Source organism: Algoriphagus machipongonensis (assembly GCF_000166275.1).
In the GTDB taxonomy this organism is placed as follows: Bacteria; Bacteroidota; Bacteroidia; order Cytophagales; family Cyclobacteriaceae; genus Algoriphagus; species Algoriphagus machipongonensis.
The window spans coordinates 4,167,948-4,188,060 of sequence record NZ_CM001023.1 but is presented as its reverse complement, the minus strand read 5'-3'; the positions used below and the strand labels follow the sequence as shown (position 1 = coordinate 4,188,060).

The 20,113-nt window shown below is 38.5% G+C and carries 20 protein-coding genes; 18 read left to right on the top strand and 2 right to left on the bottom strand.

The window, feature by feature from the left end:
• Positions 1-39: 39 nt before the first annotated feature.
• The 3 genes from ALPR1_RS17635 (at position 40) to ALPR1_RS17620 (ending at position 3,928) form a co-directional block, all read left to right on the top strand.
• Positions 40-606, top strand: coding sequence for a nuclear transport factor 2 family protein (locus ALPR1_RS17635; protein ID WP_008202722.1), 567 nt, complete (start codon positions 40-42; stop codon positions 604-606).
• Positions 607-1,545, top strand: a complete 939-nt coding sequence (locus ALPR1_RS17630; protein ID WP_008202720.1) for a M28 family metallopeptidase — start codon at positions 607-609, stop codon at positions 1,543-1,545.
• Positions 1,546-2,236: 691 nt separating this feature from the next.
• A complete protein-coding gene (locus tag ALPR1_RS17620; RefSeq protein WP_040303868.1) occupies positions 2,237-3,928 on the top strand; it encodes an amidohydrolase in 1,692 nt (563 codons plus the stop codon).
• A gap of 422 nt (positions 3,929-4,350) precedes the next feature.
• On the opposite strand, the gene ALPR1_RS17610 is transcribed toward ALPR1_RS17620, so the two are convergent.
• Positions 4,351-4,677 (bottom strand): winged helix-turn-helix transcriptional regulator, encoded by a 327-nt coding sequence (locus tag ALPR1_RS17610; protein WP_008202715.1) that lies wholly within the window; start codon positions 4,675-4,677, stop codon positions 4,351-4,353.
• A 129-nt stretch (positions 4,678-4,806) separates the two neighbouring features.
• Here ALPR1_RS17610 and ALPR1_RS17605 point away from each other — a divergent pair, with 129 nt between their 5' ends.
• The 6 genes from ALPR1_RS17605 (at position 4,807) to ALPR1_RS17580 (ending at position 10,289) form a co-directional block, all read left to right on the top strand.
• Positions 4,807-5,811 carry a YhdH/YhfP family quinone oxidoreductase gene (locus ALPR1_RS17605; RefSeq protein WP_008202714.1) on the top strand — a complete coding sequence of 335 codons (1,005 nt, stop codon included), beginning with the start codon at positions 4,807-4,809 and terminating at the stop codon, positions 5,809-5,811.
• Between the two features lie 456 nt (positions 5,812-6,267).
• Positions 6,268-6,675 (top strand): hypothetical protein, encoded by a 408-nt coding sequence (locus tag ALPR1_RS17600; protein WP_008202713.1) that lies wholly within the window; start codon positions 6,268-6,270, stop codon positions 6,673-6,675.
• A gap of 204 nt (positions 6,676-6,879) precedes the next feature.
• On the top strand, positions 6,880-7,347 hold the full coding sequence (locus ALPR1_RS17595) for a DinB family protein (RefSeq protein WP_008202712.1): 468 nt from the start codon (positions 6,880-6,882) through the stop codon (positions 7,345-7,347).
• A gap of 164 nt (positions 7,348-7,511) precedes the next feature.
• Positions 7,512-7,733, top strand: coding sequence for an amidohydrolase family protein (locus ALPR1_RS17590; protein ID WP_262480526.1), 222 nt, complete (start codon positions 7,512-7,514; stop codon positions 7,731-7,733).
• 6 nt (positions 7,734-7,739) lie between these two features.
• On the top strand, positions 7,740-9,335 hold the full coding sequence (locus ALPR1_RS17585) for an alpha/beta hydrolase (protein ID WP_008202709.1): 1,596 nt from the start codon (positions 7,740-7,742) through the stop codon (positions 9,333-9,335).
• A 33-nt stretch (positions 9,336-9,368) separates the two neighbouring features.
• Entirely contained in the window at positions 9,369-10,289 is a 921-nt protein-coding gene (locus ALPR1_RS17580; protein WP_008202708.1) for an alpha/beta hydrolase, read from the top strand.
• 46 nt (positions 10,290-10,335) lie between these two features.
• On the opposite strand, the gene ALPR1_RS17575 is transcribed toward ALPR1_RS17580, so the two are convergent.
• On the bottom strand, positions 10,336-11,178 hold the full coding sequence (locus ALPR1_RS17575; protein WP_008202706.1) for a zinc dependent phospholipase C family protein: 843 nt from the start codon (positions 11,176-11,178) through the stop codon (positions 10,336-10,338).
• A gap of 307 nt (positions 11,179-11,485) precedes the next feature.
• Here ALPR1_RS17575 and rpsT point away from each other — a divergent pair, with 307 nt between their 5' ends.
• The 9 genes from rpsT (at position 11,486) to ALPR1_RS17530 (ending at position 20,080) form a co-directional block, all read left to right on the top strand.
• Positions 11,486-11,740 (top strand): 30S ribosomal protein S20, encoded by a 255-nt coding sequence (rpsT, locus tag ALPR1_RS17570; protein WP_008202703.1) that lies wholly within the window; start codon positions 11,486-11,488, stop codon positions 11,738-11,740.
• Between the two features lie 93 nt (positions 11,741-11,833).
• A complete protein-coding gene (gene radC / locus ALPR1_RS17565; RefSeq protein WP_008202701.1) occupies positions 11,834-12,529 on the top strand; it encodes a RadC family protein in 696 nt (231 codons plus the stop codon).
• Positions 12,530-12,533: 4 nt separating this feature from the next.
• Complete coding sequence (locus tag ALPR1_RS17560; protein WP_008202700.1) at positions 12,534-13,151, top strand: DUF1684 domain-containing protein; 618 nt, start codon at positions 12,534-12,536, stop codon at positions 13,149-13,151.
• Positions 13,152-13,269: 118 nt separating this feature from the next.
• Complete coding sequence (pheT, locus tag ALPR1_RS17555) at positions 13,270-15,684, top strand: phenylalanine--tRNA ligase subunit beta (protein WP_008202699.1); 2,415 nt, start codon at positions 13,270-13,272, stop codon at positions 15,682-15,684.
• 3 nt (positions 15,685-15,687) lie between these two features.
• On the top strand, positions 15,688-15,972 hold the full coding sequence (locus tag ALPR1_RS17550; protein ID WP_008202698.1) for a hypothetical protein: 285 nt from the start codon (positions 15,688-15,690) through the stop codon (positions 15,970-15,972).
• A gap of 1 nt (position 15,973) precedes the next feature.
• On the top strand, positions 15,974-16,258 hold the full coding sequence (locus ALPR1_RS17545) for a cell division protein ZapA (RefSeq protein ID WP_008202697.1): 285 nt from the start codon (positions 15,974-15,976) through the stop codon (positions 16,256-16,258).
• A 68-nt stretch (positions 16,259-16,326) separates the two neighbouring features.
• A complete protein-coding gene (rny, locus tag ALPR1_RS17540; protein WP_008202696.1) occupies positions 16,327-17,892 on the top strand; it encodes a ribonuclease Y in 1,566 nt (521 codons plus the stop codon).
• A gap of 128 nt (positions 17,893-18,020) precedes the next feature.
• Positions 18,021-18,725: a zinc-dependent peptidase gene (locus ALPR1_RS17535; RefSeq protein ID WP_237701593.1), complete on the top strand. Its 705-nt coding sequence runs from the start codon at positions 18,021-18,023 to the stop codon at positions 18,723-18,725.
• Between the two features lie 209 nt (positions 18,726-18,934).
• The gene (locus tag ALPR1_RS17530) at positions 18,935-20,080 is read left to right on the top strand and encodes a glycoside hydrolase family 43 protein (RefSeq protein WP_008202694.1); all 1,146 of its coding nucleotides are present in this window, start codon (positions 18,935-18,937) and stop codon (positions 20,078-20,080) included.
• Positions 20,081-20,113: the final 33 nt, after the last annotated feature.

The following is a 20,113-nucleotide window of genomic DNA, read 5'->3' as shown; positions in this document are numbered from 1 at the left end:
TAGTCTATTTTGCGATAGAAAATTTTAAAAATAAATATCATGACTACAGCAGAAAAAATAACTACAGCTTTTAAACAAGTACCAAGAATACTTTATCTAGGAATACTATTTTGTTTAGCGCTCTCTTGTACGAGTGAGAAAAAGGAAACAGTATCGGAAGCCGATATTGAGCAAGAAATCAACTCTGGTACACCAAAAAGAAAATTTACCAAAGAGATTCTGGCCCAAGAAACCGCTTGGGCTTCAGCGCTTGTTGCTGATGACATAAGTTTCGTAGAATCTATTATGCACGATGACTTTCGCCTGATAAGGACCTATGGAGATGTCCCACCAATTAGTAAAGATATGTATCTTGGTATGAAAGGGATGAGCGCTTCATTAGCAGAGGTGACATCTCTGAACATAGTTACTGAAATGGATTCAATTGTAGTAGCAAGAACTACTTGGACGATGGATTGGGAACAAGAAGGTGTAGGTAAATTACCTCCTTATTTTGATATGATTGATACCTGGAAAAAGAGCAAGGATGGCATCTGGCAGATTTTTTCTAGAATAAGCCAAGTTGCCGAAAAGCCTTATACCGAATCGAAAACTATTGACGATTAAATGAAACAGCGGTTAATTATACTAATGATTTTTATTTTGATGTCATGCTCCAAGAGTCATGAAGAAAAAGTCATTCTGTATAATTTCCCGCAAGATATTAAGCAAGCTCAAATCGAAATAGTTTCTTCGCTTTCAGGGAATCAACCAATCCAACCAATAGGTGTCCAATTAAAGGCCCGAGCAACCCTGCGGGAACGTGAATTATCCAGAGCTTATTTGATTGAACTTTTAAAAAACCTATCCCTTCAACCAATAGAACAAAATTATAGACAAAAAAACATCAATCCGTTTGTTGATATCCTAATAGGACCATTTAAAGGAACTAACATCTATGGCATTTTACCTGCCACTGTCAACACCAACCAATACATAATTTTAGGTGCTCATTACGATACAGCTAGGGATTGTCCTGGAGCAAACGATAATGCTTCCGCAATTTCATTATTGTATGGAGTTGCTAAAAAAATTTCTGAAATCCCATCAAGAGAAGTCAATGTTTTAATCGTGTTCTTTGACCAAGAAGAGGAAGATCTAATTGGTAGTAAAGCTTTTGCGAGGTACATTAAAAAAAATGAGTACGATATCCTCTCGGTTCATACTTTCGACCAAATAGCCTGGGATAAAGATCAAGACAATGCAATTGAATTGGAACTACCGACTGCAGAACTTGAAGAGATTTATAAAGAACAGGGTCTTAAATTAGATATACCTATTCATACTACTAAAGTAAACTCAACGGATCATCAATCTTTTCGAGATATTGGATTTAATGCTGTTGGAATTACCGAAGAGTTCGTCAATAAAGATACTAGCCCTTACAAGGATACTCCAGAAGATACGTTTGAAACTGTAAATTTTGATTACGTAGAATCCACAACAAACCTTGTCTATGAAGTAATTAAAACTCTAGTCACTAAAACAAAGGGAGATGGATATTAAAACGAACCCTTATTTGTTCATTCTTTCACTTTCGATACTGTCCTTTATCGCTAAGGGCATTATGTATTTGACCATTGGAAGCTATGTTCCCATTTTTCTTTCTGTGTTGGTTTTGGGAGTTTTCATAATTACAAGAAAAAGACCTAAGCTATTGATACTTAGTATAAAATTCTGGGCAATTTCATTAATTATTTGGGCTGTTTTGAGAATAGTAATAGGTATAATAGACTTTTTTGTAAAGCCCTTGACTGAAAACCATTTACATCAACAGTTAGGAATAACAGGCATGATAATTAGTCTTATTTTTCTTGGAGTTGGTTTTTATTTACTGAAGAAAAAAAATAGAATTAACTGGCTACTACAGTAGCAATAAGTAATGGTTCCATCCACACCATTCTTTTGATCAAGCTTAGGAAAGGATTTTTTGTTGTGTACTTGCTCGGCCTTCCACTCGCCAGGCTAGCGGGGATTATACTTAGCCAAGACGTTACAGTTTCGGTGTCAAAAGCCAAGTTTTAAATCCTTTTAATTGAAAATCAATTGTGAAGCAGGTTTATTGGAATTGCTTAACTTAAAGGAAAAATGATTCAAATGAATGGATCCTATTTTTAATGTGATTTTATACAACAAAGAATAAAATGTTTTGAAACGCATTTTATCGAAACTGTTGGCAAAAATAAAAGGGGCTGAAATGAAAATTAAAATACTACTTTTTGCATGGATTTGCTTAACAGCAGTTGCTTGCCAAACAAATACAATAGATACTAACCAAACCATCTTTTTTAATGGGGACATCATCACCATGCAAGGTGACAGTCCAGAATATGCTGAGTCCTTAGTAGAACAAGACGGGAAGATTGTGTTTATAGGCTCCAAAGAAGAAGCCGAAGAAAAATACGGGCAGTCCCAAATGATCGATCTTGAAGGGAAAACATTACTTCCAGGTTTTATCGATGGACATGCTCACTTTGACAATTTTGCCGCTCAGGCCATTGGTGCTCAAATCTTACCGCCACCAGATGCAGGAGCCAAGGATATTCCAACAATGATTCAAATTTTGAAAGACTGGAATACTCCTGAAAATAGAACGTTGACAGGATGGATCTTCGGTTTAGGCTTTGATGATTCGGTACTGGAAGAAAACCGTTTTCCAACCAAACATGACCTCGATAAGGTATCTACAGAATTCCCTATCATGATCATCCATATTTCTGCTCATTTTGTAGTGGTTAATTCCCTAGGCCTGGAAAAATTAGGTATAGATGCCAGCACAAAAGATCCTGAAGGAGGAATTATCAGAAGAGAAGAAAACAATGAGCCCAATGGTGTTTTAGAAGAATTGGCCGCATTTCCCTATATGTTGAAAGTACTGACACCCGCAAGTACTGAAGCTGCGGACCGCTTTTTTGAAGCGGGACAGGAAATGGCATTGTCCTATGGATACACCACCGCCCAGGAGGGTCGAGCGATGCAAAACCATGAGGGATTGGTTAGCAAAGCAGAAGCAGGCAAACTAAAATTGGATGTGGTTAGCTACATCGACTATATGTACGCAGATGATTACATGGATTCCAAGTGGAACAGCAAGACATACAACAATCATTACCGAATTGGTGGAATGAAAATGACGCTTGACGGATCTCCACAGGGAAGAACAGCATGGCGCACACAAGCCTATTTAATCCCTCCCGATGGAGCAGAAACAGGCTATAAAGGATACCCCGCTATCCCCCAAGACAGTGTGGTGACGGCATTATATAAGAAAGCTTTTAAAAATAACTGGCAGGTTTTGACCCATGCAAATGGTGACGCAGCTATGGATCAGATGATTCGTACAATGAAAACAGCTGCAAACGAATTGGGAAATGATGACCGGAGGTCTGTCCTGATACATGGGCAATATGTTCGGGAAGATCAGCTCGATTCATTCAAGGAACTGGATGTCATTGCCTCACTTTTCCCGCTTCATACGTTCTACTGGGGAGATTGGCACAAGCAAATCATCGGCGATAGTCTGGGAAATTTCATCAGCCCAACAAGAACTGCATTAGACAAAGGACTACGAATTACCATACACACAGATGCTCCTGTAGCTCTTCCGAATTTGATGCGTATGGTAGGAATTTCTGTTGAAAGAAAGTCCCGCTCAGGCCAAGTGATTGGAGCTGATGAAAAACTAACTCCATATGAGGCTCTTAAGGGCATTACTCAATGGTCTGCCTACCAACATTTTGAAGAAGACACGAAAGGCACTTTCGAGGTAGGTAAATTGGCTGATATGGTTATTCTCGATAAAAATCCATTGAAAGTGACTGAGGGAGAAATAAAAAATATTTTGGTTTTAGAGACTTACAAAGATGGAATACGGGTTTATAAGAAATAATCAGTAGCGCCACAGTTTCCCATAAGTATTCAAAAGTATATGTTCTAGCATTTTTTATTTGATTGTTTTCCCACCTTTTCTGGAGCGATGCCACTGATATTTAATTATGGCTTTGATAGTCTAGGACTTCATCGAATGGAAGGGTTTGTAGAATCCCACAATGTCAATTGTAAAAACGCAATGCGAAAACTTGATTTTCAACAAGAAGGAACGATGAAGGATTGTGAAATAAAAAATGGAGAATTTATAAGTTTAGATATTTACTCAAAAATTAATGTCCAATAAAAAACTGAACACATAACCAAGCTTTCAGCTTCTAAATGGCTGCTAGAAAGATTTTCGTTCCTTGTAAGCGTTGGTATTGCTGTTCAGGAAAATGATTGGAAACCTTCCTATAGCCTAGCTCTATAAAAAGCCCCATATTAAGTATGTAATTCATCAATAGATTTTTCAAAAAGAATTCCTCCCTTAAACATGCTTTTTAGTATAGGGTGAATTTCTTTCCCTAATTCTGTTAAACTGTACTCAACCCTTGGTGGAACTTCGGGAAAAACGGTTCGAATAATTAGACCATCTGATTCTAATTCTTTAAGCTGTTTAGTAAGCATACGTTCACTTATATCAGGTAACAGTTTTACTAATTCATTATAGCGCTTATCTCCTTGAAAAAGGTGTAAAATTATGGTTCCTTTCCGTTTACCTTTAACAGTATTGATAAACGTATCTATCGGACAATAACTTTTCTTCATTTTTTTTCTATTAATGCCTTGAATAAACTAAAAACGGAAATAAATGTTCGTATCCATACTATTTGTAAGTTATTGATATTCAAATGTTTTATTCTGTCCTTTGTATAAGGAATAATTAAATAACCGACGATGATGAAACAAAGTAAAACTACATTTAAGGCGTTTAGAGTTGAAGAGAATGACGGTAAATATTCTGGTTCAATTAAAGAAATAGAATTTAGAAAATTAAACGAACATGAGATTTTAGTGAAAGTCTCCTATAGCTCACTGAATTATAAAGATGTTTTGTCAGCCACTGGGAATAAAGGTGTAACAAGGAATTATCCTCATACCCCAGGTATTGATGCAGTCGGAATAATTGAAAAATCAAATAGTGAAAATTTTAACCCTGGAGATAAGGTTATTGTTACAAGCTATGATTTAGGGATGAATACTGATGGTGGATTTGCAGAGTACATTCAGGTCCCTGCTGATTGGGCTGTAAAATTGCCTGAAAAATTGACCATGAAAGAAGCAATGATATTCGGAACTGCAGGTTTAACTGCAGGTATGTCAGTTTTAAGGCTTTCTGAATTGATAAAACCTGAAGATGGCAAAGTAGCTGTTTCAGGAGCAACAGGTGGTGTCGGAGCATTAAGTGTTGCCATCTTGAGTAAGCTGGGATATTCAGTGGTAGCCATTTCCGGAAAAGAAACAGAGCAGGAATACCTCTTATCCCTCGGTGCAAAAGAGGTGATATCACGAAATGAGATTGAAAATCTTGATAAAAAACCATTATTAAAACCCTTGTTTGTAGGAGCTATTGATACTGTAGGAGGTGTAATACTTGAAAATATTATTAAGTCAACTGCTGCCATGGGAATTGTAACTTGTTGTGGAAACGTGGCATCTCCAAAACTTGATTTGACCGTTTTCCCCTTTATCCTGAGAGGTGTCTCACTCATTGGAATAGATTCTCAAAACTATCCAATGAAGTACAGAAAAAATGTTTGGAATAAGCTAGCCCAAGAATGGAAACCTCAACAACTAGATGCCACTGGCAATATAATTAAGCTTGAGGATGTAACTCAAAAAATAGATTTAATGCTCAAGGGGAAATTAAAAGGAAGAACTGTTCTGAGTTTGGCTGATTAAATAGAGGGTATCCCCCTGTTCAAGATTTTTGGGAATACTATCAGGGGGTCTATCTTTAAGATTATTTTTTTATTCATAGGGACTCGAGCAGCAAGATTTGAGCATCACACTTGACAGAAGGAACGGGGTGCGTGTTTCATTCATTTTATTCTGAGCCTCCCGAATAGTAATCGATATCGAGGACTTTAATCCTTTCAACCTTTGAGGGCTTTAAAACCTCAAAGGTTGAGAATATCTAAAATCAATAATTGTGACTGATTTAGGCTTTGAAAAGCTGAGTAGACGCTATATTTAATTCCCTGATTTTTAAATAACTAAAGAAAAAAAACCAATACCGGGTAGGGAAAAGTAGCTGGAAATGTTTTTATTGAATAGGCAAGAAAGAAGTCTCCTTTACCTAAACCTTGTACGCTATTTGAAACAATTGATTTTTAAATAAACCTAAATATACTTTTCATGAAAAACGCTATATCATTCTTGCTAATCCTATTAGGATTTTCATTTCAGGCACTTTCACAGGAAAGTCAAAATGAGCATCTACTAGATGGGACTTCTTTGGACTATTATTATCCAGATGGAGGTGCTGTTCATGCCGAATTTGAAGAAGGTCAGTTTAAGTTTGATTGGATACTCGGGCCTAATGAGGGAGCTTCAGGAGAATGCGACTATAAGTCAAGAAAAATTGGAGATAAACTTTATCTTGTCAATTTCAAGTATGACCCAAGTGCAGCTTTCGTTACCATAGTTTTTAATTTCAAGCAAAAAGTATTTGCAACCTCTGCAATACTCGGAGCAGGAACAGATCAGGAAGTTTCACTATTCGAAGCGGGTATCATTAAAGAGCTGACATTAAAAGAAAAGTGATTGGGGTTAGTGGACTTAATTGCTGAGGTAGGAGGATGAGCACTTTTCGATATAGGTGGGGTTGTTGCTGAAGAAAAGTATATTTTAAAACGAACAACCAAGTGATTAAAAGAAGAAAGTCACGCTGGGTATGCAATCCTTCGGAATAGGAAGCATGCCCAAAGTGTTTTCTATCAAGAAAAACGACATTTTAGCAAACAAAGAATGACACAATCTGAACTCATCATTTTAAACTTTACCGAGATCAGGAGAAGAAGCATCAAACTTTGGAATGGACTTCCAGAGAGCTATTATCATTGGAGAACTGACGATAAAGCGAAGACTGCCATTGAAATGGTCAGACACGTTTTGGAAGCCGATTATGGATGGAATAAAATAATCAATAAGGAAAGTATGGAAGATTACCAATCTCCCTGGAAAAATCGACCATTCACTAGCCTTGCGGACGAAATAGAATTTGCAGAACCCTATAGAAACACTTTTTTACAAAGTGTGAAACAATTTTCGGATACAGAATTAAGCGAAACAGAGATCATTCATCCCGGAAATGGAGAGAAGAAAATGCTTGGTAAATATTTATTAAGGATTGGGTATCATGAGTCTGTTCACGCAGGCCAATTCCTTTCCTATTTAAGAGCAATGAAACTTAATCGCCCAATGGTCTGGGACTGAAAAATAAAACATGAAAAGTCTATTTTATTTTTTACTGTGTCTGGTAGTTTTCTGCAATTGCACTGAAAATAAGCCAACCGATCTGATTGTATTAAAAAATGCTACCATTTATAATGGAAATGGTGAAGTTATAGAAGACGGAGTTATTATTTTTCAGGGCAGGAATTGAGCATAAAGATATCATCGTAATGGCTACACAAAATGGTGCCTTGGCTATGGATAGAGCAGATGATTTTGGTACTTTGGAAAAAGGAAAGTTTGCCAACCTTATCATTCTAGAAAAAGACCCAGGGATTGATGTTTCTAACTTTCGCTCCATAAGTCATGTCAAGAGAACAGGAGTTTTGAGTGAGATTGACAATTCAAATGAACAATACAGGAAATAATACTTAATGAATAAGCTTTTTAAATTCTTCATCCCCTTACTTCTACTTACAAGCAGTTTTTTTACTCCCCTTTCAGCACAAGTTGACCAAGCGACTCCTCTAGCTGCGACTGAAACGATTAATAAAACCATCTCAGCTTTAGAGAGCCATACTTATACGGTTGAATTGGAAAATGGCATGGCAATAATTGGTAAAGTCCATCAAAAAGGGATAGACCTTGTCATCGATGTTTATAGACCAACTGGTGAACTTCTAAAACAAATTGACGGCCCAAACGGAATCAATGGAATTGAAGCCATTGACATTACAGCCAAGCAATCGGGGAAGTACCAACTTGTTGTTCATTCCCTAGACAAGGAAGCCGAAAATGGAAATTATACTTTAGAGGTGCTGCAGCTATTAAGCTTGTCTGAAAACACGAAACGCATTACCAAGAAAGAGCTTCCTACAGAGACGCTATACAAATTATGGGAATCCTCGTTAACGGATAGCACTGTCATTGAAGCCTTTATTCAGAATCAGCCCGAAAGACATATTATTGAGCCGATGGAAGGAAATGATACAGATATGTTGGTTACCTACTTTTGCATCCCAAATGAAAACACCGAATATGTCATGTTGAGCGGGGGTCCTGATTTTTTGGGCTTGCGTTTTCAGCGATTACCTAATACAAAACTTCATTTTGTAACTCAAAGGGTCCCCAAAGATGCGCGGTTCAATTATGGTTTCAATTATTTTAATCTAGATCAGGCGGGACCAACTCACGAAATTGAGTCTAGAACTGTGGAGCATGCATATGATGGGGTTCTAGAAATGCCTAATGCACCTGAGCAACCCTATATCACTGAGAGAAAGCAAGTAGAAAAAGGAACCTTAGAGGTGCTATCTATTACAAGTGAAATCCTTAATGAAGAAAGAAAAATCACCGTACATACTCCTGCCAATTACGATGCCTCCAAAGCGCATAACCTCTTAATTGTTTTTGACGGAGAGTCTTATGGAGCAAGACCAAACGGGAGATCTAGGGTACCTACACCCACCATCATGGACAACTTATTCTCGGAAAACAAAATTACTCCAACAGTTACCGTATTGGTTTGGGCAATGGGTAAAAGAAGTACCGATTTGATCAGTGAAAAATTTGGTGATTTTATAGCAGATGAACTTATTCCCTGGGTTCGTAAAAAATATAACATTCATACTAAGCCCGATCAAATTGTTCTAGCAGGATCAAGCCGAGGAGGTTTTGCTGCAAGTTTCATTGCCTTCAAACATTCAGAGGTAATAGGCAATGTTCTTTCCCAATCAGGTTCTTATTGGATCAAAGGAACAGCAGATGAAAATCATTGGATATATCCAGAGGATAATGGCAAGCTCATCAACTTATATAAACAGAGTGAACGATTACCTATCAAATTCTATATGGATATCGGTTTATATGATGCCGGGGCATCTATGCTCGGAATGAATAGACAGTTTCGGGATATCCTTGAAATAAAAGGCTATGAAGTAGACTATCGTGAATTTAAAGGAGGTCACAATTATGTGAATTGGAGAGGAACACTTGCAGATGGGTTAATGTCTTTAATTGGGACGAATTGAAACAAAGCAAAATGTATTTAAGACTGGAAATGAATGTATATCTCTGTTAGAAAAATTAAAATCCTCAGTTTTCTTTTAATTGCCTTAGTGGGCATTTACTTTTTTTGGGGGAAACTAACCCATCCAATTGGAGTTCAAAAAGTAAGCTTTACTCCATCACAATCAGAGAACTTTACAAAAGGTAATTTGAATTTTTCCATATACAGGGCCAGTACCGGTGTTAGTCAAGATGTCATTTATTATTTTCACGGAAGAAACTTAGACAATACCATCTGGAATGATGACACGTATTATACATCATTAATCCAGTCGCATTGGCAAAAATCAAAAGTTAAACCACCGACAGTTGTTTCAATTTCCTATGGCCCTGAATGGTTACTTACTTCTAAAAATTCTAGAGAAAGCAGTGGTTTAATGGATGATTTCATTTCCAATTTGCCATTTATTGAGTCTAAAATTGGGAAACCTCAAAACAGGATTTTGGTTGGTGAATCTATGGGTGGATTAAATGTTTTAATCTTAGGACTTAACCATCCAGCATTGTTTTCTAGAGTTGCTGCTTTATGTCCTGGTGTTTATCTAGACTCTCCATTTTCGGATTTAGATAAAATACAGGCAGCTATGCAACGCACGGGAGCAGATCCCAAAGTTGCCTTGGGAATCTATCTCATGGCAAAAAAATACGTTTCAAATGAGGAAGAATGGAATGAGATTTCTCCCATTGAGTTAATTAAGAAAGCCAACACTGACTACCCAGAACTGTATCTTTCCTGTGGGCTATATGATAAATTTGGCAATTATGAGGGTACCGAAGCTCTTGCTGCTTTGGCCAATTCAAAAGGAGTAAAAACCCAATGGCATCCCTTGTATGGGGGGCATTGTTCCATTGACATTTCCTCATTAGCAGATTTTCTTATCATAGAGGAAGAATTAGAACTGTCATATGATGATTAGAGCGATGTATCCTTATCTGAGAAAAAGTCTTTTAGCTTTCAGGCTTTTAATGATCTCTAACTTTTAGGTCCTTATTAATAATAATTTCTTCTTCCTCTATTTCTACTCCACTTAACTTATTCAAATCCGGCTGTCCTGCATTGACCCAGGCGGTATACCAAAAGTCGGCAATCATTTTGATGGACTTTCTCATTTGCCGGTCAACTTGATGATCTAAGGCTTCGGCATATTGTTGGGTGAATTCTTCTGAGTAAACTCTGACGGTTAGGCTATTGCGTTGCTCGTAGCTGTATTTTTGGTCTTGGGGGAAATTACTTGTCAATTCTTTTTCAAATGTTAGAACAGAATCAACCATAGCATGGGCTTGTGCTACCGCATCCCAAATGGCCTGTTGCGGTTGGGAGATGTATTCTGCAGTACCAACCCAAAGTTCAAACCTATTGGCTTGAGACTCGGGAATCCGACTTTCCCAGAAACCGTGGATACCTTCTTGACCGGTCAATTGACCATTGTAATTTTTAGTGGTGTGGAGTGGTACGTTTAAATCTGCGAGATAATGTCCCAAGTCAGCAGAAAGTCTAAGAATGGCTTTTTCATTTTTACTTTCGAAAGCTTCGGTCAAATTCAGGAAAGTTAAATAAGCAGACCAGGGGCCAATTCCATTCTTTCGAAGCTCTTCTTCAGAAAATTTTTCAACAGCCTCATACCAATAGATGGGCAAAATATCGAGAGGATTTTCACCGTATTCATCCAAATCAATGTAGTGCTTTTCTGCTTCGCCAATAACAGCATACCTTCTTCGGTCAGGATTGACTGCTTTCTCGGTAATGAATTGAATATGAGGTTTATAAAAAGCTATTAGTTCAGGTGGAAGAGAGTAAATTGCCATCCTGTTTATAAGAGAATGAGCGAAAAATCCCCAGTTATTAGTGGGTGTTGGGGAAGAAAAAAGAATAAATATGGAAAGAGTTAAAAATTTCATTTCTAAAAATATTGCAATTGAAAAAGGGGTATATCGGCATGAAATAGCTATATTTGATGCTTGTTAGGCGGAAAAGTTCAATTTTCATCATTGTACTCAGTCCACTAATACTCAGTAATCTGAGAAATAAATTGGTAGTGTAAATAATTTCTGATAACTTTGCACTCCAATTCTGAATAGGGGAACATCAAAGAATTTATTTTAATAACGAGATATGGCAAATCACAAATCAGCTCTTAAGAGAATTCGTGCAAACGAAGCGAAGCGTTTGAGAAACAGATACCAAGCCAAAACAACAAGAACTTTCATCAAAAAGTTGAAAGCTACTACTGATAAAGTTGAAGCGAATGAGCTTTACAAAAAAGTAGTTTCTATGTTGGATAAATTGGCTAAGAAGAATGTGATTCACAAGAACAACGCTAATAACAAGAAATCAAGATTGGCCAAGTTTGTTAACGCTCTTGGTTAATCCCGAAAGATTCTATCTTTAAAACCCTGCTTGTCAGGGTTTTTTTATTTCTGGTAAGTTAGTATTTTTAGTTAAACTTTTTAATACGTTACCATGGAAGATCATAGTTCTTTTAAGATTTCCCAGCTTGCCGAAGCAGATAGGCCAAGAGAGAAATTACTTTTGAAAGGGAAGTCTTCGCTTTCCGATGCCGAATTAATCGCGATTTTAATTGGGTCAGGCTCTACGACCTTGAGTGCGGTAGATTTATCAAGACATATTCTTTCCTCTGTAAACCATGATTTGTTTTCTCTAGCCAGATTGAGCGTTCAGGATTTAAAGAAGTTTAAAGGGATTGGCGAAGCTAAAGCCATATCGATTATTGCAGCTTTGGAGATAGGACGAAGGAGAAAAGATTCCGAGCCAGTACAAAAACCAAAAATCACCTCATCTCAGGATGTTTATAATTTGATGAAAGCGGAGTTGGCAGATGAGTCGGTTGAATATTTTTATTTGGTCCTGCTTAGCCGATCCAATCAAGTCATAAAAAAGCACCTGATATCAAAAGGAGGGACAGCAGGGACCGTAGTAGATTCTAAATTGATTTTTAAATCAGCGCTCGATTACCTCGCTCAATCCATGATTTTGGTTCATAATCACCCCAGCGGAAACCTAAAACCCTCCGAACAGGACAAAAGACTGACAGAAAGATTGGTGAAAATTGGTAGAGAATTGGATTTGCCGGTTCTAGATCATGTTATTTTTACAGATCTTGGCTACTTTAGCTTCGCCGATGAAGGATTGATCTGAAAGAATGAAACCAAAAAATATTTTATTTCTAGTAGTGGCTACGGTAATCGTAGCGGCCATAGCGTATACATTGACCGGAACAGAAAGCCCGGAAGCTTATAAAGAAAAAATCGAGGCAGAAAGAGAGAGGCAGTTTAAGTTTATTCGATACAATATTGACTCTCCTTTGACCGAGGAACAAAAAAGTGGGTTTAAGGAGCTTGATTTTTACCCTATCGACCCTGCTTTCAAGGTGAAAGCACTGATGGTACCAGTAGAAAACAAAAAAGTACGAGTGGTGCCCTTGACGGATGGTTCGGAAGAGCGATACATAGAGCATTCCTATGCTGAATTTGAATTAAAAGGAAAACCCCAGAAGTTATTATTGTTGCAAGCAATTGATGAGCCTGATATGCGAAATTTCTTTTTGGCTTTCGCAGATGAGACCAGTGGCTTGGAAACCTATGGAGGGGGACGTTATATCAACGCACGTCAGGACGGAAAGAATAGTATCACGCTGGATTTTAATTTGGCTTACAATCCTTATTGTGCCTATAATCCAGATTTTGCTTGCCCTATTCCTCCTCGTGAGAACATCATGGAGATCGCAATTGAGGCTGGTGAGAAAAATTACGAGAAATAGCCTTTTTGCCTAAATCAAATCTCTTAAATTTGTATCTTATTCTAATCAAATTGGGGTTTTCGAACCCCTTTTGTTTATCTAGTCGAATCTGGGATTCGAAAGCAACAGCAAATTATTCATGAAAATATCTATAAACAGACTCAAAAATCATCTGACTTTAACTGAAAGTTCAGAAGAAATTGCAGACCTCCTGACTCAATCCGGACTGGAAGTAGAGGGTTTGGAGCCTTTTGAGTCTATCAAAGGAGCATTAGAGGGTGTAGTCGTAGGAGAAGTTTTGACTTGTGAGAAGCATCCCAATGCAGATAAATTAAAGATTACTACTGTAGATGTAGGAGCTGAAAGTCCTGCGAATATTGTTTGTGGAGCTCCTAACGTAGCCCAAGGTCAAAAAGTCTTGGTAGCTAAAGTAGGAACTACCATTTACCCAAGTTCAGGTGATCCGCTGACATTGAAAAAAGCAAAAATCAGAGGAGAGGTTTCAGAAGGGATGATATGTGCTGAAGATGAATTGGGACTTGGGTCTAGTCATGCAGGTATTTTAGTTTTGGATACAGACCTTCCCAATGGAAGCCCTGCTACTGATATTGTGGAGGTTTCTAAAGACGAGATCCTGGAGATCGGATTGACACCAAACCGTGCGGATGGCGCATCACACCTAGGGGTAGCAAGAGATTTGAAAGCTTTACTAGGAAGAGAAATCCAGATGCCTGAAGCTGTGGAGCTGAAAGTAGAAGCAGAAGGGCCTGCGATCTCGGTGGAAGTTGAAAATGCTGCAGATTGTCCAAGGTATGCAGGGGTAGTTTTGACTGGATTGAAAATTGGTCCATCTCCCCAGTGGTTACAGAATTTCTTGAAGTCTTTGGATTTGGATCCCATTAATAATGTGGTGGATATCACCAATTTTATCCTTCATGATTTAGGTCAGCCACTTCATGCTTTTGATGCGGATAAGATTTCCGAAGGAAAAATCATCGTTGGCAAGCTCCCAAAGGATACCAAGTTCACCACCTTAGATGAAAAGGAAAGAAAGCTTTCCGGAGAGGAATTGATGATCAAAGATCCAAAAGGAGGCTTATGTATCGCCGGGGTTTTCGGAGGTGAAGATTCAGGGGTTTCAGATGATACCACTTCGATCTTTTTGGAGTCTGCTTATTTTTCACCGGATATCATTCGAAAAGGAAGTCAATTTCATGGTTTGAAAACCGATGCTTCTTTCAGATTTGAAAGAGGAACAGACCCTAATATGCCTGTTTATGCATTGAAGCAAGCGGTGAAATTAATTCAGGAGATTGCTGGAGGGAAAGTTAGTTCTGAAATTATAGATCTTTACCCAAACCCAATTGAGGATTTTGTGATCGAGGTAGAGTATGGGCATGTCAACCGATTGATTGGTAAAACCATCGAGCCATCAGAGGTCAAATCTATTTTGGAAAGCCTTGAGATTAGGGTTGAAAATGAAACAGAAACCGGATTCACAGCTATCGCCAAGCCCTATCGCGTAGATGTGACTAGGGAGGCAGACATTATCGAAGAGGTTTTAAGGATTCATGGTTTCCATCAAGTATTGCTTTCAGAGAATCTGAAGACAGATTTTTTGGCGGAGCATCCGGTGAAAGATTTAAATAAACTTCAATACCGTATGACGGAAATTCTTTCTGCTCAAGGGTATCATGAGATAATTACGAATAGTTTGACGAAGCCAGGATATGCTGAGAAATCAGGTTATCTAGATGCTTCCAAGAGCGTAGAGATTTATAATAAGCTAAGTGAGGATTTGGGCGTGATGCGTCAGACTCTCTTATTTTCCGGTTTGGAGGTCTTGGCTAGAAATATAAATAGAAGACAGACCGATCTTAAGACCTTTGAGTTTGGTACGGTCTATCAAAAATCTGAGGAGGGTTATCAAGAGGGGAGAAGGCTGGGTATTTTCCTTTCAGGGAATAAGTCTTCTGAGAGTTGGTTGGAACCAGCTAGAGCCTTTGCTTTTGCAGACCTTTATGCAACGGTGGAGAAACTGCTGGAAAAACTGAATATTTCCATCGGTGATATTAGTATGGTGGAGTCAGCTCCTTTTGATTATGGCTTAAAATTAATGTTAGGTCAAAAGGAAATCGGTTCCATCGGGTTAGTTGAAGAAAAGCTTCTAAAACTAGCCGAGGTAAGGCAAGAAGTTTTCTTTGCTGAGCTGGATTGGGATTTGTTATGTAAGAAAGCCAGCGGGCTTAAGAAGTATCAGGATATCTCCAAATTCCCCGAGGTAAGGAGGGATTTGTCTTTGGTAATTGATAAATCTGTGAGTTTTGATCAGGTAAAATCTGTAGGAATTAAGTTCGGAGGAAAATTATTACAGAGAATTGGCGTTTTCGATGTATACCAAGGTGATAAAATTGATGCGGGTAAAAAGGCTTACGCATTGAGTTTTCACTTACAGGATCAGGAAAAAACACTGACCGATAAGGTAATTGACAAAACTATGAGTAAATTGATTCAAGCCTTTGAAAAAGAAGTAGGTGCATTGATCCGTACTTAGAAGATGATTCACGACGAACTGCAAAAATTGGAAAAACTGGTGCATCAAGCCAGTAAGAAATTAGAACATTTGACTGAAGAAAATGAACAACTGAAGTCAAAAATGACTGAATTGACGGCTGAATTGAGTCAAAAAGAGCAGGAAATCGACCATTTTAAAAATAAGATTAAAATTAGTAACATTGTGGAGAGCCGACCGGTGGATTCTGAAGATTCAACCGAAATGAGTGAATTAATCAATAATTATATACAAGAAATCGACCATTTAATCACCTACTTATCCGAGTGATATGGAGACACTTGCCATCAAAGTAAAAATAGGAGATAGAGAATATCCCATGCGCGTCAAGATCGAGGATGAAGCCAAGATCCGGCATGCAGGCAAGTTGATAAATGAAAAATTGAGAAAGTACCGAGAGGAATATGGACTAGACGATCAGCAAGATCTAATCGCAATGGTAGCCTTTGATTGCATGGTGGAATCACTGGAAACCAATGAAGTAAATGCCGAGGACAGTGAACATATCCGAACTAGTTTGTCACAATTGAATTCGTTGCTTTCAAAAGCTTTGTAATTAACATTACCCACTTATTTCCAGAATTTTTAAGATTCCCCGCAGGTTAAATTCATATTAAAATACCTATGGGAGATATATTATACATAGTCCTGGCCGCCCTGGTGGGGCTTGGTGCAGGAGCCGCGATAGCGGGATTATTGATTAAAAATAAAAACCAAAAACTCGAAGAAGAGACCAAAGAAAAGATTAAATCCATGCTTCGAGAGGCAGAGATCAATGCCGAATCAATCAAAAAGGATAGAATCTTAGAAGCGAAAGAAAAGTACCTAAAGCTAAAGTCGGAGTTTGACGAAGAGGTGAGTAACAAGAAAAGTATCATCATCACCAATGAAAATAAAGTCAAGCAAAGAGAGCAACAAGTATCCAAAGAGCTAGAGCAGGTAAAGAGAAAAGAAGCAGAATTAGATAGCAAAAAAGAAAACCTAAACGCGCAACTTCACTCCGTTCAAGTAAAGAAGGAAGAGCTTGAAAAAGTGACCAACCAACGGATTGCAGACCTTGAAAAAGTAGCTGCTCTAACTAGAGAAGAGGCGAGAGAGCAACTGGTTTCTATGCTTACAGAAGAGGCTCAAACCAAAGCTTCATCGCAAATCAAAGATATTCTGGACGAGGCTAAACTGACTGCTACCAAGCAAGCTAAAAAGATCGTACTAGATACAATTCAAAGAACTGCTACAGAACATGCGGTTGAGAATTGTGTTTCCGTGTTTAACATAGAAAGTGACGATATCAAAGGTAAAATTATCGGTAGAGAGGGTAGAAATATCCGAGCTTTGGAAGCTGCAACGGGGGTGGAAATCGTAGTTGATGATACGCCAGAGGCAATCATTATTTCAGGCTTTGATCCGGTGAGAAGAGAAATCGCAAAGCTTTCTCTTCATAGACTTGTTCAGGATGGAAGAATCCACCCGGCTAGAATTGAAGAAGTTGTCGCCAAGACAGAAAAGAATATTGAAGAGGAAATTGTAGAGATTGGAGAGAGAACTTGTATCGACCTGGGCGTTCATGGTCTTCACCCTGAACTGATCAAAATGGTGGGTAGAATGAGGTTCAGATCTTCCTATGGTCAAAACTTATTGCAGCACTCCAGAGAGGTGGCAAAGCTTTCTTCTACCATGGCAGCAGAGATGGGCTTGAATGCCAAATTGGCTAAAAGGGCTGGCTTACTTCATGATATTGGAAAGGTATGGCCTGAAGAACAAGAGCTGCCTCACGCAGTCTTGGGGATGGAATTAGCGAAGCGCTATAAAGAGCATCCGGAAGTTTGTAATGCCATCGGAGCTCACCATGATGAGATCGAGATGACATCGATGATTTCACCGATTGTTCAGGCTTCCGATGCGATTTCTGGAGCTAGACCAGGAGCCAGAAGGGAAGTGATGGATAGCTACATCAAGAGATTGAAAGAGCTGGAAGAACTAGCTTTGAGCTTTGATGGAGTCAATAAGTGTTTCGCTATGCAGGCGGGGCGTGAACTCAGAGTATTGGTAGATGCTGATAATGTAGATGATTCTACAGCAGGAAAGCTATCCTTTGATATTTCGCAGAAAATAGAAAAGGAAATGCAGTATCCTGGACAAATCAAGATCACAGTGATCCGAGAAATGAGAGCTGTAAATTACGCTAGATAATAAATTTTAAAAATTCAATAATGGCAGAAACGATTTAGTTTCTGCCATTTTTTTTTGGGATCTGAATGCTTTTGTATTACTTATTTTCAGGTAGGTTTTGGCTTTTTGAAGAGCTTCGTTTATCCATCATGAGACGAAGGCTCAAGCAAAGTGATTTGGATATTTTAGAAAGTAGGTTTCCCTATTTTGCTAGACTTTCCAACAAGCATAAACGAGAATTTTGCCGAAAATTAGAGGAAATCCTTACCATAAAAACATTCATTGGGAGAGGGGGAGTGCAAGCTGTTAGCCAAGAAATGGAAGTCTTGATAGGCGCCACAATAGTCATGGTAACCTTTGGTTGGCAGAGAGTTCGATTGCCTCATTTCAAAAAGATATTGATTTATCCCAACGCCTACTATAGCACGATCTCAAAGACTTACCACAAAGGGGAAGTCAACCCAAGGCATGGGATTATTGTTGTTTCCTGGGAGGCATTTTTAGAAGGATTGGAAAACCAAAAAGATGGATTGAATCTCGGTATTCATGAAATAGCGCATGCCTTGAAATTGGAAAATCAAATCAGGAATAACTCAGAGAGTGACTTTTTTAATCCGCAGGCATACCGTGACTTTCATTCATTTTGTGCATCTGAAATAAGGAAGATTTCCTCTGATATTCCTGGTTTTTTTAGGAAAGAGGGAGCATTAAATGAACATGAGTTTTTTGCTGTGGCTTTAGAAAATTTCTTCGAGCGACCACATCAGTTTTTCCAATACAATTCAAAATTGTATGGAACATTGGTCCAGCTACTGAGACAAGACCCAAGGGTTTGGATAAAAGAAATTGCCTAAAGCATTCTGTGTGCAAATAATCTTGTAGGGTTTCCGCCTGTTTTCAAACCTTGATTCAATCCCTTTTGGTAAAAGAATGTATTTTGGCATTTTAGAAAATTAAATATGTATAGCTACATGAAAGCGATCATGACAAAAAAGTTATACGAATGGAGGGTTATAGATCTTGCGAGATTCCATATGGCTCTTAATAGATTAATTATATTCATATGAAAATTTCACTTAAATATTTTGGAGCTTTTTTGTCCGTTTTGATGGCTTTTGCTTCCTGCAATTCCAAGGAAAAAAGCCAGGAAGAAACAACAGCTGTTGCTGCTAAACAAACCTATTCCAACCCGTTGGATGTAGCATTTGGGGATCCATTTATATTGAATGATGGAGATGGAAAGTACTTTATGTACGGAACAGGTGGAGGTGCAAAAGATGGCTTTGCGGCTTATTCTTCCGATAATCTGGTCGATTGGAAATTTGAAGGCCAGGTCTATCAAGGCAACACGGATGACAGCTGGGCAAGTAAATTCTTCTGGGCTCCGGAAGTCTATAAAATCGAGGGGAAATATTACATGTTTTTTAGCGCTCAGTGGAAGGTCAATCCCACAAATGAAGAAGAGAATTTCATGATAGGAGTTGCAGTTTCTGAAAGCCCTACGGGACCATTTATCGAGATGTATGACAAGCCTATTTTTGATCCGGGCTATCCAATTATTGATGCAAATGTCTACTGGGAAGGTGGGAAATATTACCTCTATTACTCAAGAGCATGCTATAAGCATCCTGTGGAAAGTGAAGTGGCAGACTGGGCCAAAGAAAAAGGCTGGTATGAGGAGATAGAAGAAAGCTGGGTGTATGGAGTGGAACTGAAGCCCGATTTCTCAGGAGTAATCGGAGAGCCTGTATTATGCCTTCGCCCGCCTGTAAAAATGGATGATGCGCAAGCCGAATGGGAGAGTAGATCGGTTACCAAACAGGAAATCAATAGAAGGTGGACAGAGGGATCCGTGATCTTCAAGCATGAGGATACCTATTACATGATGTATTCCAGCAATTATTACGCGGGTGAAAATTATGCCGTCGGATATGCCACTTCTAAAAGTCCATTAGGCCCTTTTACAAAAGCCGCAAATAATCCGGTTTTAGAACTCAATACGCATAAAGGAGGAGAGGTGACCGGGACAGGTCATAACAACATAGTTTTTATGGATAATGGAGATATGTATTGTGTCTACCATGGCCGGACCAAAGAATCCGGGCAAGAGCGGGTAGTATTTCTGGATAAAATGGAAATTAAACCTGATGGCACCTTGGTCGTTCATGGTCCAACAACCACAGCGCAGGCGATGCCTATAGAAGACTAGTCATGTAAAAGAAAAGGAAAGCATTATGATTGC

What these genes read in the sequence shown, in the direction of transcription:
- ALPR1_RS17635 (WP_008202722.1), top strand. Translation starts at nt 40, where the DNA reads ATGACTACAGCAGAAAAAATAACTACAGCTTTTAAACAAGTACCAAGA.
- ALPR1_RS17630 (WP_008202720.1), top strand. Translation starts at nt 607, where the DNA reads ATGAAACAGCGGTTAATTATACTAATGATTTTTATTTTGATGTCATGC.
- ALPR1_RS17620 (WP_040303868.1), top strand. Translation starts at nt 2,237, where the DNA reads ATGAAAATTAAAATACTACTTTTTGCATGGATTTGCTTAACAGCAGTT.
- ALPR1_RS17610 (WP_008202715.1), bottom strand. Translation starts at nt 4,677, where the DNA reads ATGAAGAAAAGTTATTGTCCGATAGATACGTTTATCAATACTGTTAAA.
- ALPR1_RS17605 (WP_008202714.1), top strand. Translation starts at nt 4,807, where the DNA reads ATGATGAAACAAAGTAAAACTACATTTAAGGCGTTTAGAGTTGAAGAG.
- ALPR1_RS17600 (WP_008202713.1), top strand. Translation starts at nt 6,268, where the DNA reads ATGAAAAACGCTATATCATTCTTGCTAATCCTATTAGGATTTTCATTT.
- ALPR1_RS17595 (WP_008202712.1), top strand. Translation starts at nt 6,880, where the DNA reads ATGACACAATCTGAACTCATCATTTTAAACTTTACCGAGATCAGGAGA.
- ALPR1_RS17585 (WP_008202709.1), top strand. Translation starts at nt 7,740, where the DNA reads ATGAATAAGCTTTTTAAATTCTTCATCCCCTTACTTCTACTTACAAGC.
- ALPR1_RS17580 (WP_008202708.1), top strand. Translation starts at nt 9,369, where the DNA reads ATGTATATCTCTGTTAGAAAAATTAAAATCCTCAGTTTTCTTTTAATT.
- ALPR1_RS17575 (WP_008202706.1), bottom strand. Translation starts at nt 11,178, where the DNA reads ATGGCAATTTACTCTCTTCCACCTGAACTAATAGCTTTTTATAAACCT.
- rpsT (WP_008202703.1), top strand. Translation starts at nt 11,486, where the DNA reads ATGGCAAATCACAAATCAGCTCTTAAGAGAATTCGTGCAAACGAAGCG.
- radC (WP_008202701.1), top strand. Translation starts at nt 11,834, where the DNA reads ATGGAAGATCATAGTTCTTTTAAGATTTCCCAGCTTGCCGAAGCAGAT.
- ALPR1_RS17560 (WP_008202700.1), top strand. Translation starts at nt 12,534, where the DNA reads ATGAAACCAAAAAATATTTTATTTCTAGTAGTGGCTACGGTAATCGTA.
- pheT (WP_008202699.1), top strand. Translation starts at nt 13,270, where the DNA reads ATGAAAATATCTATAAACAGACTCAAAAATCATCTGACTTTAACTGAA.
- ALPR1_RS17550 (WP_008202698.1), top strand. Translation starts at nt 15,688, where the DNA reads ATGATTCACGACGAACTGCAAAAATTGGAAAAACTGGTGCATCAAGCC.
- ALPR1_RS17545 (WP_008202697.1), top strand. Translation starts at nt 15,974, where the DNA reads ATGGAGACACTTGCCATCAAAGTAAAAATAGGAGATAGAGAATATCCC.
- rny (WP_008202696.1), top strand. Translation starts at nt 16,327, where the DNA reads ATGGGAGATATATTATACATAGTCCTGGCCGCCCTGGTGGGGCTTGGT.
- ALPR1_RS17535 (WP_237701593.1), top strand. Translation starts at nt 18,021, where the DNA reads ATGAGACGAAGGCTCAAGCAAAGTGATTTGGATATTTTAGAAAGTAGG.
- ALPR1_RS17530 (WP_008202694.1), top strand. Translation starts at nt 18,935, where the DNA reads ATGAAAATTTCACTTAAATATTTTGGAGCTTTTTTGTCCGTTTTGATG.